Annotated in this window: 13 protein-coding genes; 10 read left to right on the top strand and 3 right to left on the bottom strand. The window is 57.3% G+C overall.

Going from position 1 to position 15,922, the window contains the following annotated elements; genetic code table 11:
• Positions 1-155 precede the first annotated feature (155 nt).
• Complete coding sequence (locus L362_RS20640; protein ID WP_008501079.1) at positions 156-362, bottom strand: YbfA family protein; 207 nt, start codon at positions 360-362, stop codon at positions 156-158.
• A 309-nt stretch (positions 363-671) separates the two neighbouring features.
• Between L362_RS20640 and kdpF the strand changes: the two genes are divergently transcribed.
• The 9 genes from kdpF (at position 672) to potE (ending at position 12,603) form a co-directional block, all read left to right on the top strand.
• Positions 672-761 (top strand): K(+)-transporting ATPase subunit F, encoded by a 90-nt coding sequence (kdpF, locus tag L362_RS23560; protein WP_014069365.1) that lies wholly within the window; start codon positions 672-674, stop codon positions 759-761.
• Entirely contained in the window at positions 761-2,440 is a 1,680-nt protein-coding gene (gene kdpA / locus L362_RS20645) for a potassium-transporting ATPase subunit KdpA (RefSeq protein WP_023343595.1), read from the top strand. The genes kdpF and kdpA overlap by 1 nt, the downstream gene beginning before the upstream one ends.
• Positions 2,441-2,458: 18 nt before the next feature.
• The gene (gene kdpB / locus L362_RS20650; RefSeq protein WP_023343594.1) at positions 2,459-4,507 is read left to right on the top strand and encodes a potassium-transporting ATPase subunit KdpB; all 2,049 of its coding nucleotides are present in this window, start codon (positions 2,459-2,461) and stop codon (positions 4,505-4,507) included.
• 12 nt (positions 4,508-4,519) lie between these two features.
• Positions 4,520-5,095 carry a potassium-transporting ATPase subunit KdpC gene (gene kdpC, locus L362_RS20655; protein ID WP_023343593.1) on the top strand — a complete coding sequence of 192 codons (576 nt, stop codon included), beginning with the start codon at positions 4,520-4,522 and terminating at the stop codon, positions 5,093-5,095.
• Positions 5,096-7,783 (top strand): two-component system sensor histidine kinase KdpD, encoded by a 2,688-nt coding sequence (gene kdpD, locus L362_RS20660; RefSeq protein WP_023343592.1) that lies wholly within the window; start codon positions 5,096-5,098, stop codon positions 7,781-7,783.
• Positions 7,780-8,457 carry a two-component system response regulator KdpE gene (gene kdpE / locus L362_RS20665; protein WP_008501074.1) on the top strand — a complete coding sequence of 226 codons (678 nt, stop codon included), beginning with the start codon at positions 7,780-7,782 and terminating at the stop codon, positions 8,455-8,457. Before kdpD ends, kdpE begins: the two co-directional genes overlap by 4 nt.
• Before the next feature lie 278 nt (positions 8,458-8,735).
• The gene (speFL, locus tag L362_RS24365; RefSeq protein WP_003858645.1) at positions 8,736-8,840 is read left to right on the top strand and encodes a leader peptide SpeFL; all 105 of its coding nucleotides are present in this window, start codon (positions 8,736-8,738) and stop codon (positions 8,838-8,840) included.
• Between the two features lie 254 nt (positions 8,841-9,094).
• A complete protein-coding gene (speF, locus tag L362_RS20670) occupies positions 9,095-11,293 on the top strand; it encodes an ornithine decarboxylase SpeF (RefSeq protein ID WP_021241025.1) in 2,199 nt (732 codons plus the stop codon).
• On the top strand, positions 11,290-12,603 hold the full coding sequence (gene potE / locus L362_RS20675) for a putrescine-ornithine antiporter (RefSeq protein WP_008501072.1): 1,314 nt from the start codon (positions 11,290-11,292) through the stop codon (positions 12,601-12,603). Before speF ends, potE begins: the two co-directional genes overlap by 4 nt.
• A 90-nt stretch (positions 12,604-12,693) precedes the next feature.
• Here potE and pgm read toward each other — a convergent pair whose 3' ends face one another.
• Together pgm and seqA are read right to left on the bottom strand one after the other, a co-directional pair.
• A complete protein-coding gene (pgm, locus tag L362_RS20680) occupies positions 12,694-14,334 on the bottom strand; it encodes a phosphoglucomutase (alpha-D-glucose-1,6-bisphosphate-dependent) (RefSeq protein WP_023343591.1) in 1,641 nt (546 codons plus the stop codon).
• A gap of 24 nt (positions 14,335-14,358) precedes the next feature.
• Positions 14,359-14,907, bottom strand: coding sequence for a replication initiation negative regulator SeqA (seqA, locus tag L362_RS20685; RefSeq protein ID WP_008501070.1), 549 nt, complete (start codon positions 14,905-14,907; stop codon positions 14,359-14,361).
• A 183-nt stretch (positions 14,908-15,090) separates the two neighbouring features.
• Here seqA and ybfF point away from each other — a divergent pair, with 183 nt between their 5' ends.
• Positions 15,091-15,864 (top strand): esterase, encoded by a 774-nt coding sequence (ybfF, locus tag L362_RS20690; RefSeq protein ID WP_023343590.1) that lies wholly within the window; start codon positions 15,091-15,093, stop codon positions 15,862-15,864.
• Positions 15,865-15,922 lie beyond the last annotated feature (58 nt).

The raw sequence follows: 15,922 nt of genomic DNA, 5'->3' as shown, positions 1-15,922 counted from the left end.
CTACAATGAAACATGCAATGCATTGATCTCTTTGCCCTGTGTAGGCCGGGTAAGCGCAGCGTCACCCGGCAAGAAAGACGGCTATTATGTGCCTGTAAACCCTGACGAGGGGCTATCGCTCCCCCCGGCGTTTTTTTCTGGGTGTCGTCTTAGTATCAGTAAAAATCGCAGGTCGCTTTCTCGGCCTGATCCATCCACACCGGCTTCTCGCTGGTTTTCGCCCAGACGCGGTGCAAATAGCTATAAAAACGTGCACGATCTTTCCAGAACAGCATCACCGGCAGAGCCAGCACGCCAGCCACTACGGCGAAAGCGCGGCGCATGAACACGATATGAGCCGGAAACTCTTTATAAAGATCCATATTTTTCTCCCCTATAGTTGGCCGGAAACGTCATCCGGAAAATTCAAAATCTGTGATCTGGATAAAATAATATCGCTTTGTTTGTAATTTTACTACTCATCCGACCACTTATTTTCGTCCGTTTAGCCAAAATTTACATTCACGCCGTAATTAAGTTACAAAAAAGTTAACGATTTACTTATCAATAGTTAAATTGTGGGCTTTGCCATTTTTATACTTTTTTTACACCCGCCCTTCTCATTTTTGCGAAATCTTTGCGCCATAAATCCTACCGTTAGCACAACAACAAAAGTCACCCGGAGGTGGATTGTGAGTGCAGGTCTTATTGCCGGCATCGTGCTGGTGTTCCTGTTATTGGGTTATCTGGTTTATGCCCTGATTAATGCGGAGGCATTCTGATGGCTGCTCAGGAGTTTTTGCTTATTGCCAGTTTCTTAGTGGTGTTGTTCGTCCTGGCAAGGCCACTGGGCTCGGGGCTGGCACGGCTCATCAATAACGTTCCTCTGCCCGGCACGGGAAGCGTTGAAAAAGGGGTCTGGCGCGTACTGGGTATAGACGATCGGGAGATGAACTGGCGTGACTATCTGATCGCTATTCTGCTGCTGAATATCGTTGGCCTCATCGCGCTTTTTGCCATGCTGATGTTGCAGGGTGTCCTGCCTTTGAATCCGCAGCAGTTACCGGGCCTGTCCTGGCATCTGGCGCTAAACACGGCGGTCAGTTTTGTCACCAACACCAACTGGCAGTCCTATGCCGGTGAAACCACGCTCAGCTACTTCAGCCAGATGGTCGGGCTAACCGTGCAGAACTTCCTCTCTGCCGCCAGCGGTATTGCGGTGATCTTCGCGCTAACGCGGGCGTTTGCGCGCCAGAAAGTGAGCACGCTGGGTAACGCGTGGGTGGATCTGACGCGCATTACGCTGTGGATCCTGCTGCCGATTGCGCTGCTGATCGCACTGTTCTTCATTCAGCAGGGCACCCTGCAAAACCTGCTGCCTTACGCACCTTATACCTCGCTGGAAGGGGCAAAACAGCTCCTGCCGATGGGGCCAGTGGCCTCGCAGGAAGCCATCAAAATGCTCGGGACGAACGGCGGGGGCTTCTTCAACGCCAACTCCTCGCATCCGTTTGAAAACCCGACCGCCCTGACCAATTTTGTGCAGATGCTGGCGATTTTCCTGATCCCCGCCGCGCTCTGCTTTGCCTTTGGTGATGTGGTAAACGATCGCCGTCAGGGGCGTACCCTGCTCTGGACCATGTCGCTGATCTTTGTGGTCTGTGTTGCGCTGGTGATGTGGGCCGAATGGCAGGGTAATCCGCACTTCCTCTCACTGGGTGCAGATAGCGCAATCAACATGGAAGGTAAAGAGAGCCGCTTTGGCATTCTCGCCAGTAGCCTGTATGCGGTGGTCACCACGGCAGCGTCGTGCGGGGCCGTCAATGCCATGCATGATTCCTTTACGGCGCTGGGCGGCATGATCCCGATGTGGCTGATGCAGATTGGTGAGGTGGTGTTTGGCGGCGTGGGCTCCGGTCTTTACGGTATGCTGCTGTTCGTGCTGCTGGCGGTGTTTATTGCCGGTCTGATGATTGGCCGCACCCCGGAATATCTGGGTAAAAAAATCGACGTCCGCGAGATGAAATTAACCGCGCTGGCAATCCTGGTCACCCCGGCTCTCGTGCTGCTCGGCACCGCGCTGGCGCTGATGACCGAGGCCGGACGCAGCGGCATCTTTAACCCCGGCATTCACGGTTTTAGCGAAGTGCTGTATGCCGTCTCCTCTGCCGCCAACAACAACGGCAGCGCCTTTGCAGGCTTAAGCGCCAACTCTCCATTCTGGAACTGTCTGCTGGCGTTCTGCATGTTCGTGGGCCGCTTCGGGATCATTGTGCCGGTCATGGCGATAGCCGGATCGCTGGTGAACAAAAAAATCCAACCGACCACTACCGGGACATTACCGACCCACGGCGCGCTGTTTATCGGCCTGCTGACGGGCACCGTGTTGCTGGTCGGCGCCCTGACCTTTATCCCCGCCCTCGCGTTAGGCCCGGTCGCGGAATACCTCTCTTTACGCTGATTTTGCGGAGAAATTGTCATGAGTCGTAAACAACTGGCCCTGTTCGAACCGTCATTAGTTCGCCAGGCGCTCATGGATGCGGTGAAAAAGCTGAGCCCGCGCGTGCAGTGGCACAACCCGGTGATGTTTATCGTCTGGGCGGGAAGCGTCCTGACCACCGCCCTGGCGATTGCCATGGGAACGGGCCATATGCCGGGAAATGCGATGTTTACCGGCGCCATCAGCCTGTGGCTGTGGTTTACCGTGCTGTTCGCCAACTTTGCAGAAGCGCTGGCGGAAGGCCGGAGCAAAGCCCAGGCCAACAGCATGAAAGGGGTGAAAAAAACCGCCTTCGCGCGCAAGCTACGTGAGCCGAAATACGGTGCCCAGATGGACCACGTTCCGGCAGATGAACTGCGTAAAGGCGATGTGGTGCTGGTGGAAGCCGGTGACATCATCCCTTGCGACGGCGAAGTTATTGAAGGGGGCGCATCGGTGGATGAGAGCGCTATTACCGGCGAATCCGCGCCGGTGATCCGTGAGTCCGGCGGCGATTTCGCCTCCGTGACGGGCGGGACGCGCATTCTCTCCGACTGGCTGGTGATCCAGTGCAGCGTTAACCCGGGTGAAACCTTCCTCGACCGGATGATCGCCATGGTGGAAGGCGCACAGCGCCGTAAAACGCCAAACGAGATTGCCCTGACCATCCTGCTGGTGGCCCTGACCATTGTCTTCCTGCTGGCAACCGCCACGCTGTGGCCGTTCTCCGCCTATGGCGGTACCGCAGTCACCGTCACGGTGCTGGTGGCGCTGCTGGTTTGTCTGATCCCTACCACCATCGGCGGCCTGCTGTCGGCCATCGGCGTGGCCGGCATGAGCCGTATGCTCGGTGCCAACGTCATCGCCACCAGCGGGCGTGCCGTAGAAGCCGCCGGTGACGTGGATGTGTTGCTGCTGGATAAAACCGGCACCATTACCCTCGGTAACCGCCAGGCGTCGGATTTCTTACCCGCCCCGGGCGTGGATGAAAAAACGCTGGCGGATGCCGCCCAGCTCTCATCGCTTGCCGATGAAACCCCGGAAGGCCGCAGCATTGTGATCCTCGCCAAGCAGCGCTTTAACTTGCGCCAGCGCGACGTGCAGAGCCTGCACGCCACGTTCGTACCCTTCACGGCGCAAACCCGCATGAGCGGAATTAACATTCAGGATCGCATGATCCGTAAAGGCTCGGTTGACGCGATCCGCCGCCACATTGAGGCCAACAACGGCCACTTCCCGCCGGAAGTGGACAGCCTGGTCGAAAGCGTGGCCCGTCAGGGGGCGACGCCGCTGGTGGTGGCCGAAGGCGCGCGCGTGCTCGGGGTCATTGCCCTGAAGGACATCGTCAAAGGCGGCATCAAGGAGCGCTTTGCCCAGCTGCGTAAAATGGGGATCAAAACGGTGATGATCACCGGGGATAACCGTCTTACCGCCGCGGCGATTGCTGCCGAAGCGGGCGTGGATGATTTCCTTTCCGAAGCCACACCGGAAGCCAAGCTGGCACTGATTCGTCAGTATCAGGCGGAAGGCCGTCTGGTGGCGATGACCGGCGACGGGACCAACGATGCTCCTGCCCTCGCGCAGGCCGACGTGGCGGTGGCGATGAACTCCGGTACCCAGGCCGCAAAAGAGGCAGGCAACATGGTCGACCTCGACTCTAACCCGACCAAGCTGATTGAAGTGGTGCACATCGGCAAGCAGATGCTGATGACGCGCGGTTCGCTGACCACGTTCAGTATCGCCAACGACGTGGCGAAGTATTTCGCCATCATTCCGGCCGCGTTTGCTGCGACCTATCCGCAATTAAACGCCCTGAACGTGATGCACCTGCACTCTCCGGCCTCGGCCATTCTGAGCGCAGTGATTTTTAACGCCCTGATTATTGTCTTCCTGATCCCGCTGGCGCTGAAGGGCGTGAGCTATAAGCCGCTCACGGCGGCCGCCATGCTGCGCCGTAACCTGTGGATTTACGGCCTGGGCGGGCTGGTGGTGCCCTTCGTCGGTATCAAGGTTATCGACCTGCTGTTGACGCTGTTCGGCCTGGTTTAAAAGGTGAATCAAATGACCATGTTACGCCCCGCTATACTTCTGTTCATACTGCTGTCTCTCATTACCGGCGGGCTGTACCCGCTGGTGACCACCGCGCTGGGCCAGTGGTGGTTTAAGGATCAGGCCAACGGCTCGCTGATACTGCAAAACGGTGAAAACCGCGGCTCTCGCCTGATTGGTCAGAACTTTACGGATGCTCGCTACTTCCAGGGACGCCCTTCCGCCACTGCCGAAAGCCCGTATAATCCGATGGCATCCGGCGGCAGCAACCTGGCGGGCAGCAACCCCGAGCTGGACAAAGCCGTCGCTGAGCGCGTGGCAGCCCTGCGCGCCGCGAATCCGCAGGCCAGCCGTGACGTTCCCGTGGAGCTGGTAACCGCCTCGGCCAGCGGACTGGACTACAGCCTGACGCCAGCAGCCGTGGCATGGCAGATCCCGCGCGTCGCCGCTGCCCGTCAGCTGACCGTCGAACAGGTGAGCAGGCTTGTGGCAGAGCACACGCAAAAGCCGCTGGTCAGCTTCATCGGCATGCCCGTGGTAAATATTGTTGAGCTGAATCTGGCGCTGGACGCGCTAAGGAAAAACTAAATGACCGACGAGCCCATGCGCCCGGATCCGGACAGGCTGCTCGAACAAACAGCTGAAGCCCATCGCGGCAAACTGAAAATTTTCTTCGGCGCCTGCGCGGGCGTCGGGAAAACCTTCGCCATGCTGACGGAAGCCCAGCGGCTTCGGGCGCAGGGGCTCGATATTCTGATCGGCGTGGTTGAAACCCACGGACGTAAAGAGACGGCATCACTGCTGAAGGGGCTGGCTACCCAGCCGCCCCGCCGCATCAGCCACCGCGGTCGGTTAGTCACCGAATTCGATCTCGATGCCGCCCTCGCCCGCCGCCCCGCGCTAATCCTGATGGACGAGCTGGCGCACAGCAATGCGCCAGGCTCGCGCCACCCCAAACGCTGGCAGGACGTTGAAGAATTACTTGAAGCCGGTATCGATGTGTTCACCACGGTTAACGTTCAGCATCTCGAAAGCCTGAACGACGTGGTCAGCGGCGTGACCGGCATTCAGGTACGCGAGACGGTGCCCGATCCCTTCTTTGATTCCGCGGATGAGGTGGTGCTGGTCGACCTGCCGCCCGATGATTTACGCCAGCGCCTGCACGAAGGCAAAGTCTATATCGCCGGCCAGGCCGAGCGCGCCATCGAACATTTCTTCCGTAAAGGCAACCTGATTGCCCTGCGCGAGCTGGCCCTGCGCCGAACCGCCGACCGGGTGGACGATCAGATGCGCGCCTGGCGCGATTTACAGGGACAGGAACGCGTCTGGCACACGCGGGACGCCATCCTGCTGTGCGTGGGCCACGGCAGCGGCAATGAAAAGCTTGTCCGCACCGCCGCGCGCCTGGCGGCCAAATTTGGCAGCGTCTGGCATGCGGTGTATGTTGAAACGCCGCAGCTGCACGCGCTGCCCGAAAACCAGCGTCGTGCGATCCTGAGTTCGCTGCGCCTGGCGCAGGAGCTGGGCGCGGAAACCGCCACCCTTTCCGATCCGCAGGAAGATAAAGCGATTCTGCGCTACGCGCGCGAGCATAACCTGGGGAAAATCGTCATTGGCCGTCGTCAGCATCGGCGCTGGTTTAGCCGAGAATCCTTTGCCGACAAGCTGGCCCGTCGCGCGCCGGATCTGGATCTGGTGATCGTGGCGCTGGACGACAAACCTACCCCCTTACCCAATCGCGCGCCGGACAGCCGTACCTTCAGCGATAAATGGCGCATTCAGCTTCGCGGCTGTCTTGTCGCCGTCGTGCTCTGCGCCCTGATTACCGTGATTGCCAGCCAGTGGCTGATTGCGTTTGATGCCGCCAACCTGGTGATGATCTACCTTTTGGGCGTGGTGGTGGTGGCGCTCTTCTACGGGCGCTGGCCGTCGGTCCTGGCGACGGTGATCAACGTCATCAGCTTCGATCTGTTCTTTATTGCCCCCCGCGGGACGCTCGCCGTCTCGGACGTGCAGTACATCCTCACCTTTGCCGTCATGCTCACCGTCGGGCTGGTGATCGGCAATCTGACGGCGGGCGTGCGCTATCAGGCCCGCATCGCCCGCTATCGCGAACAGCGCACGCGCCATCTCTATGAGATGTCGAAATCGCTGGCGGTGGGCCGCACGCCGCTGGATATCGTGCAGACCAGCGAGCAGTTTATCCGCTCGACGTTTCATGCCAGCAACCTGATTTTACTCCCGGACGAACACGGCAAGCTGCGCCCGCTGACCTCCGCCACAGGCATGACGCCCTGGGACGAAGCCATCGCGCGCTGGAGCTTTGACAAAGGCTTACCGGCGGGCGCAGGGACCGACACCCTCCCCGGCGTGCCCTACCAAATTCTGCCCCTGCGCAGCGCCGATAAAAATCAGGGGCTGGTCATCGTGGGGCCTTCCAACCTGCGCCAGCTGATGATCCCCGAACAGCAGCGTTTACTGGAGACGTTTACGCTGCTGGTTGCCAGCGCGCTGGAACGACTGGCCCTCACCGCCAGCGAGGAACAGGCCCGGCTGGCGAGCGAGCGTGAAAGCATTCGTAACTCGCTGCTGGCGGCGCTGTCTCACGATCTGCGTACCCCGCTCACCGTCCTGTTCGGTCAGTCAGAAATTCTGACGCTGGACCTGGCGGCGGAAGGCTCTAAACATGCCCTTCAGGCCAGCGAGATCCGCCAGCACGTGCTGAATACCACGCGCCTGGTGAATAACCTGCTCGACATGGCGCGTATCCAGTCGGGCGGTTTTAACCTCAAAAAAGAGTGGCTCACGCTTGAAGAGGTGGTGGGCAGCGCGCTGAAAATGCTCGAACCCGGCCTGGGCGGGCGACATATTGCGCTGAACATGCCCGAGCCCCTGACCTTAATTCATGTTGATGGTCCGCTGTTTGAACGGGTGCTGATCAACCTGTTGGAAAATGCCGCCAAATATGCGGGCGCCAGCGCGCAGATTGGGGTGGATGCGACGGTGGACGACGGCGCGCTTCGCCTTAACGTCTGGGATACCGGCCCGGGCATTCCTGCCGGGCAGGAGTTGGCTATTTTCGAGAAATTCGCGCGCGGCAATAAGGAGTCGGCCATTCCGGGCGTGGGGCTGGGGCTGGCCATTTGCCAGGCGATCATTGACGTGCATGGCGGCTCCATTTCCGCGGAGAATCGTCCGGAAGGCGGTGCGCGTTTTTGTGTTACACTTCCTCTGGAAACCCCGCCAGAACTTAATGAATTACCAGAGGATTTGTGATCAACGTTCTGATTGTTGAAGATGAGATCGCCATTAGCCGTTTTCTGCGCGCTGCGCTGGAAGGAGACGGTCTGCGCGTCCATGATGCAGGTACGCTTCAGCGGGGGTTAATTGAAGCCGCCACCCGCAAGCCGGACCTGGTGATCCTCGATCTGGGTCTCCCGGACGGTGACGGCATCGATTTTATTCGTGAAGTCCGTCAGTGGAGCCAGATGCCGATCCTCGTGCTCTCCGCCCGTACTGAAGAGACGGATAAAATCGCCGCGCTGGATGCCGGGGCGGATGACTACCTGATTAAACCGTTTGGCATCGGCGAGCTACAGGCTCGCCTGCGCGTGGCGCTGCGTCGCCACAGCGCCACCACGCCAGCCGACCCAACCTACACGTTTGGGGATATCCGGGTTGACCTGGCCGCGCGGCGCATTGTGCGCGGCGAAGAGGAAATTCACCTCACGCCCATCGAATTTCGCCTGCTCGCCGTGCTGCTTAACAATCACGGTAAGGTTCTCACCCAGCGCCAGCTGTTAAGTCAGGTGTGGGGGCCCAACGCCGTGGAACATAGTCACTATTTACGCATATATATGGGGCACCTTCGTCAGAAACTCGAAGTCGACCCCGCTCGCCCTCGCCATTTATTAACTGAAACCGGTATCGGTTATCGGTTTATGCTCTGAATAACTATTCAATTTATTTTTAAATAAAATTAAAATCTCTCAGAAAATATTTCATAAATAATCCACTCGATATTTTTTGGGTTATTTATGCCCATTCAAAACATTTGCAATACATTCTGTTAACCCGATATCAACAAATCAGAATTTTGATCTGCGATATTCATCAAAAACGACTATTTATTTCTAAAATGATCGGTTAACGGTGATCTCCTTCACAGTTAATCGCGTTTTCCTGGATAAAATGACCGTGCTTTCAATTACTGAAAGGAAAATAAATCATGGAAAACAACAATCGTTTAATGCCCCATATAAGGCGGACAACACATATCATGATGTTTGCCCACCGAAACTGCTTTGACTTTCACCTCTTTAATGCCCGGTAGTCCTTCGACTTCTGGCGCACTCGCTTACAGGTTATCCTGAAACCTCTTATTTTACAGGCCATTGCCTGTGAACGCGTGCGCTCATTCATTTTGATTCAGACCCTTCCGCACCGGGCGGACTGAATTTCAATCATCAAAAAAGCAATGTACTGATTTTAATCAGCAGCCACCCTTTGCTTTTTTTCCGGAAAATTATCGATTTCTTTTTTGCAAGAAATCGAGGGACGCTTATTACCTAAAATAAAGAGAGAAAGATGAAAAGTTTAAAAATCGCAGCCAGCCGCGCCTGTCCTGATTGCTTTACCACCCAGCGTGAACTGGTGGATGTCCGGGCCTCGGATTATATCGACGTTGCCGCTATTGTGCTGGCGGTCAGTGATATTACCGATGGCATACTGGAAGAAATAGAAGCCACCGGATTTGACATTCCTGTTTTTGTCGCGACGCATAAAGAAGAATTCATTCCGGCAGATTATTTATCGCGCATTCATGGCGTATTTGAGTATTCAGACACCAGCAACGACTTTTATGGACGACAGCTGGAAGCGGCTGCCCTGAAGTATGAAACCCAGCTGCGCCCGCCGTTTTTCCGCGCCCTGGTCGACTACGTGAATCAGGGCAACAGCGCGTTTGACTGTCCGGGGCATCAGGGCGGCCAGTTCTTCCGCCGCCATCCTGCCGGCAATCAGTTCGTTGATTTCTTTGGCGAGACGCTTTTCCGCGCCGATCTGTGCAACGCCGACGTGGCAATGGGCGATCTGCTGATCCACGAAGGCGCGCCGTGCATCGCACAGCAGCATGCGGCGAAGGTCTTTAATGCCGATAAGACCTATTTCGTGCTCAACGGCACCTCGTCATCCAACAAAGTGGTGCTGAACGCCCTGCTCACCCCGGGCGACCTGGTACTGTTCGACCGTAATAACCACAAATCCAACCATCACGGTGCCCTCCTTCAGGCAGGCGCAACGCCGGTCTATCTGGAAACCGCGCGCAACCCGTACGGCTTTATCGGCGGCATTGACGCCCACTGTTTTGAAGAAAGCTATCTTCGCGAGCTGGTGGCAGAAGTCGCACCCGGCCGTGCACGCGATGCGCGTCCGTTCCGTCTGGCGGTGATCCAGCTGGGCACCTACGATGGCACCATCTACAACGCCCGCCAGGTGGTGGATAAGATTGGGCACCTGTGTGATTACATCCTGTTTGACTCGGCCTGGGTGGGTTACGAGCAGTTTATTCCAATGATGGCCGACTGCTCGCCGCTGCTGCTGGAGCTGAACGAAAACGACCCGGGGATTTTGGTTACCCAGTCCGTGCATAAACAGCAGGCCGGCTTCTCCCAGACCTCGCAAATTCACAAGAAAGACAGCCACATCAAAGGTCAGCAGCGCTATGTCCCGCATAAGCGGCTGAATAATGCCTTTATGATGCACGCCTCCACCAGCCCGTTCTATCCGCTGTTTGCCGCGCTGGACATCAACGCCCGTATGCATGAAGGCCAGAGCGGCCGCAACATGTGGATGGACTGCGTGGTGAACGGTATTGAGGCGCGAAAACTAATCCTGGAGAACTGCCGGTATCTGCGACCGTTCGTGCCGGAGACAGTGGATGGCCGTCCGTGGGAAAGCTGGGACACGGCGGAGATTGCGACCGATCTGCGCTTCTTCCACTTCGTACCGGGTGAAAACTGGCACGCTTTTGAAGGTTACGCTGAGCATCAGTATTTTATCGACCCATGCAAGCTCCTGCTGACCACGCCGGGCATTAACGCCCGCACCGGGGAGTATGACGATTTCGGCGTGCCTGCCACCATCCTCGCCAACTTCCTGCGTGAAAACGGCATCGTGCCGGAGAAATGCGATCTCAACTCGATCCTGTTCCTGCTCACGCCTGCGGAAGATATGGGCAAGCTGCAGCAGCTGGTGGCGCAGCTGGTGCGTTTCGAAAAACTGCTCGAGAGCGATGCTCCATTAAAAGAGGTGCTGCCTTCCATCTGCAGACAACATCCGGAACGTTACGCGGATTACACCCTGCGCCAGATCTGCCAGGAGATGCATGACCTGTACGCCCGTCACAATGTCAAACAGCTGCAGAAAGAGATGTTCCGCAAGTCTCACTTCCCGCGGGTGATGATGAACCCGCAGGACGCGAACTACGCCTATCTGCGCGGAGAAGTGGAACTGGTCTCCCTGCGCGACGCGGAAGGCCGCATCGCCGCCGAAGGCGCCCTCCCTTATCCACCGGGGGTATTGTGCGTGGTTCCAGGGGAGGTCTGGGGCGGCTCCGTGCTGCGCTACTTCGCCGCGCTGGAAGAAGGCATCAACCTGCTGCCGGGCTTCGCGCCGGAGCTGCAGGGTGTGTACGTCGAAGAGTGCGAGGGCCGCAAACAGGTTCGCTGTAACGTCATCAAACAACCCGCCGCTCAGCCCGCGCTGCTGAAAGGAGAGAAATTATGAGTAAGTCCAATAAGATGGGCGTGGTGCAGCTGACCATCCTCACCATGGTGAACATGATGGGTTCAGGGATCATTATGCTGCCCACCAAGCTTGCCGAAGTAGGAACCATTTCAATTATCTCCTGGCTGGTGACCGCCGTCGGCTCGATGGCGCTGGCGTGGGCGTTTGCCAAGTGCGGGATGTTCAGCCGCAAGTCAGGCGGCATGGGAGGCTACGCCGAGTATGCCTTTGGCAAGTCGGGCAACTTTATGGCCAACTATACCTACGGGGTGTCACTGCTGATCGCCAACGTGGCGATTGCCATCTCCGCCGTGGGCTACGGTACGGAGCTGTTTGGCGCGACGCTTAGCCCGGTACAGATTGGCCTGGCCACCATCGGCGTGCTGTGGATCTGCACCGTGGCTAACTTTGGCGGGGCGCGTATCACCGGACAGCTCTCCAGCATCACCGTCTGGGGCGTGATTATTCCGGTTGTCGGCCTGTGCATCATCGGCTGGTTCTGGTTCAGCCCGACCCTGTACGCCAACTCCTGGAACCCGCACCATGTGCCGTTCTTCAGCGCAGTCGGCTCTTCTATCGCCATGACGCTCTGGGCCTTCCTGGGCCTGGAATCCGCCTGCGCGAACGCAGAAGTGGTTGATAACCCTGAAAAGAACGTGCCGATTGCGGTCCTCGGCGGTACGCTGGGCGCAGCGGTGATCTATATCGTCTCGACAAACGTCATCGCGGGCATCGTTCCGAACATGGATCTGGCCAACTCCACGGCGCCGTTCGGACTGGCCTTCGCGCAGATGTTCACGCCGGAAGTCGGGAAAGTGATTATGGGTCTGATGGTCATGTCATGCTGCGGTTCACTGCTTGGCTGGCAATTCACCATCGCACAGGTATTTAAATCTTCGGCTGATGAAGGTTACTTCCCAAAAATCTTCTCCCGTGTGACCAAAGCCGATGCGCCGGTGCAGGGCATGCTGGCGATTGTTATCTTCCAGAGCGGATTGTCGCTGATGACCATTAGCCCGTCGCTGAACAGCCAGTTCAACGTGCTGGTCAACCTGGCGGTGGTGACGAACATCATTCCGTATATTCTGTCGATGGCGGCGCTGGTGATTATTCAGAAGGTTGCGAAGGTGGATCCGCGCAAGGCGCGTGCGGCCAATATCGTGGCGCTGATTGGCGCAATCTACAGCTTCTATGCGCTCTATTCCTCCGGCCAGGAAGCGATGCTGTATGGTGCGATGGTGACCTTTATGGGCTGGACGCTGTACGGTCTGGTGTCGCCACGGTTTGAATTGAAGAATAAGCACAGTTGAAAAAAAACCCGGTGGCGCTAGCGCTTACCGGGCCTACGATCGTTGTTGTAGGCCGGGCAAACGCAGTGCCGCCCGGCACACAAACCGCACTTACGCGTTTTTCAGCACTTCGCTGACAATCTCTACCGCTTCTTTCTCAATCTGCTGACGATGCTCAGCACCGAGGAAGCTTTCGCAATAGATTTTATACGCATCTTCCGTACCGGATGGACGCGCAGCGAACCAGCCGTTTTCGGTCATTACTTTCAGACCACCAATAGACGCACCGTTACCCGGTGCCGCCGTCAGACGCGCGGTGATCGGATCGCCCGCCAGAGTGCTTGCACTGACCATCTCCGGAGAGAGTTTGGACAGGGCCGCTTTCTGGGCAGACGTTGCGCTGGCCTGAATACGGTTATAGCTTGGCGCACCAAAGCGTGCTGCCAGGTCGTTGTAATGTTCCTGCGGGTTTTTACCGGTGACCGCGGTGATTTCCGCCGCCAGCAGGCACATGATGATGCCGTCTTTATCGGTTGACCACGGCGTGCCGTCGAAGCGCAGGAAAGAGGCCCCCGCGCTCTCTTCACCACCGAAGCCAAAGCTGCCGTCGTGCAGACCGTCAACAAACCATTTGAAGCCCACAGGTACTTCCACCAGCTTGCGGCCCAGCGCCTCGACCACGCGGTCGATCATCGCGGAGGACACCAGCGTTTTACCGACAGCCACCTCTTTGCCCCACTGCGGACGGTGCTGGAACAGGTAGTTGATCGCAACAGCCAGATAGTGGTTCGGGTTCATCAGCCCGGCAGGAGTGACGATACCGTGACGGTCGTAATCCGGGTCGTTCGCAAACGCCAGATCGAATTTATCACGCAGCGCCAGCAGGCCCGCCATCGCGCACTCGGAGGAGCAGTCCATGCGGATCGCGCCGTCTTTGTCCAGGTGCATAAAGCGGAAGGTCTGATCGACGTGATCGTTCACGATGGTCAGATCCAGCTTGTAGTGCTCGGCAATACGTTTCCAGTATTCAATACCGGAGCCGCCCAGCGGATCCACGCCCAGCTTCAGGCCGGCTTTCTGGATGGCCGCCATATCGACGATCTCCGCCAGCCCTTCCACGAACGGCTGAACCAGATCCTGCTCTTTTACGTGGCCGGACGCCATGGCCGCATCCAGAGAGATGCGCTTCACGCCTTTCAGGCCGTCAGCCAGCAGGGCGTTCGCACGATCTTCCACCACTTTGGTGACGTTAGTGTCTGCCGGGCCACCGTTAGGCGGGTTGTATTTGATGCCGCCGTCTTCCGGCGGGTTGTGGGATGGCGTGATCACGATACCGTCAGCCAGCGCGCCACCTTTTTTGTTGTGCACCAGGATGGCGTTAGAGACCGCAGGCGTTGGGGTGAAGCCGTTGTTCTCCTGAACAATCACATCGACGCCGTTCGCAGTCAGAACTTCCAGCACGGAGATAAAGGCCGGTTCAGACAGCGCATGGGTATCTTTCCCCACGTAGCACGGACCGGTAACGCCATTTTTAGCGCGCTCTTCCGCAATGGCCTGAGCAATGGCCAGAATGTGCGGTTCGTTAAAGCTGTGGCGAGCCGCGCTGCCGCGGTGACCAGATGTACCAAACTTCACTGCGTGTTCTGCGTTGCCCACGACCGGCTTCAGCACGTAATACTGCGCGGTCAGCTGAGCGACGTTAATCAAATCGCTTTGTTGTGCAGGTTGGCCTGCACGGCTGTGATTTGCCATTACCGGGTCCTTCTGATGCAAGGGTTAAATTGTACCGCAAACCTTCTCAATCAATTCCGCCGGGAACTGCATGGACTGCATGATGTGTTCAATCATGCTGCACTTGCGGCCCGTATTGGTATTGGTGATCACCCAGTATGGGGTGCCAGGAACATGTTTGGGTTTGGTTTGATTGCCATTTTGCAGCAGCGTCTGCTCGTCGCCCGCGAAGTAGACGCGAGTACGGCCGTGCAGCGACTCGGTCGCTTCAGCAAACGCTTTGTTATCCAGTGAATAAAGTGTAGACAGCACCAGCATAAAGCGGTTAACCGCCTTTTTTTGCTCCGCATATTCATCGGAGAGCAGCAGCTCGCGCATCGCGCGCACTTTATCTTTTGCCGGTGTCACGGCAGGTTTTGCTTGTGCAACAACGCTTGGCTGAGACACGACATCTTTGGTGACTGGGGTAGCAGGCTGTGAAGCGGCGGAAATTTTAAGCATGCGCCGTAAAATGTCGGACGCGCTCTCCCCGATATGCCGCGTCTGGCTGGCAATATACTGATAGAGTTCGTCATCAACTTCGATTGTTTTCATCTTAATCCAGTGCGATATCTTATCTGAATACAAGTCATTGGGATTATAAGGTCAAATCCCAACAGCGGATAGCGTCAAACCAGGTTGGCGGCAAAAGTCAGATTAAACTGGAACCTTGCAGCCGGGCGGCAGAATGGACAACATGATACCCTAACCTGACATACGTAAAAAAAGAACTTTGCCATGAAATTGAATACCCGAGCGCAAACTGCACAATCGCCGAACAATAATTCTCCCATCGTACTGGTTCACGGGCTTTTTGGCAGCCTGGATAACCTGGGCGTGCTGGCGCGCGATCTGGTTACCGACCACGATATTCTTCAGGTTGATATGCGCAATCACGGTCTTTCCGGCCGTTCCGACGAGATGACCTACGCCGCGATGGCGCAGGATCTGCTGGATACACTGGACGCACATAGCCTTCAGAAGGTAACGCTGATCGGGCATTCAATGGGCGGTAAAGCGGTGATGGCCCTGACGGCGCTGGCCCCGGAGCGTATTAACGGCCTGGTGGTGATTGATGTTGCGCCCGTGGATTACGACGTCCGCCGTCACGACGAAATTTTTGCCGCCATCAATGCGGTCACCGAAGCGGGTGCCGCGACGCGTCAGCAGGCGGCTGCCGTCATGCGTGAGCATCTTGATGAAGAAGGCGTCGTCCAGTTCCTGCTGAAGTCATTTGTTGACGGCCAGTGGCGTTTTAACGTGCCGGTACTCTGGGACCAGTACAACAATATTGTGGGCTGGGAAACCGTGCCCGCCTGGCCGCACCCTACCCTCTTTATTCGCGGCGGCAACTCCCCTTACGTTACCGACGCGTACCGCGACGCCATACTGGCGCAATTCCCGCAGGCTCGCGCCCACGTCATTGCCGGAGCCGGACACTGGGTGCATGCGGAAAAACCTGACGCCGTGCAGCGCGCCATTCGCCGCTATCTTGCTGATACTGCAAATTGATTAAAAAGAGAGCGACTGGAAGGCTGCGGGCTTCCAGTCGTTGGCGCGCCGTTTTTGG

This window comes from Enterobacter sp. MGH 16, assembly GCF_000493175.1.
Taxonomy (GTDB): domain Bacteria; phylum Pseudomonadota; class Gammaproteobacteria; order Enterobacterales; family Enterobacteriaceae; genus Enterobacter; species Enterobacter roggenkampii.
Note: the sequence above shows the minus strand (reverse complement) of the source record. Positions and strands in the feature narration are given on the sequence as shown.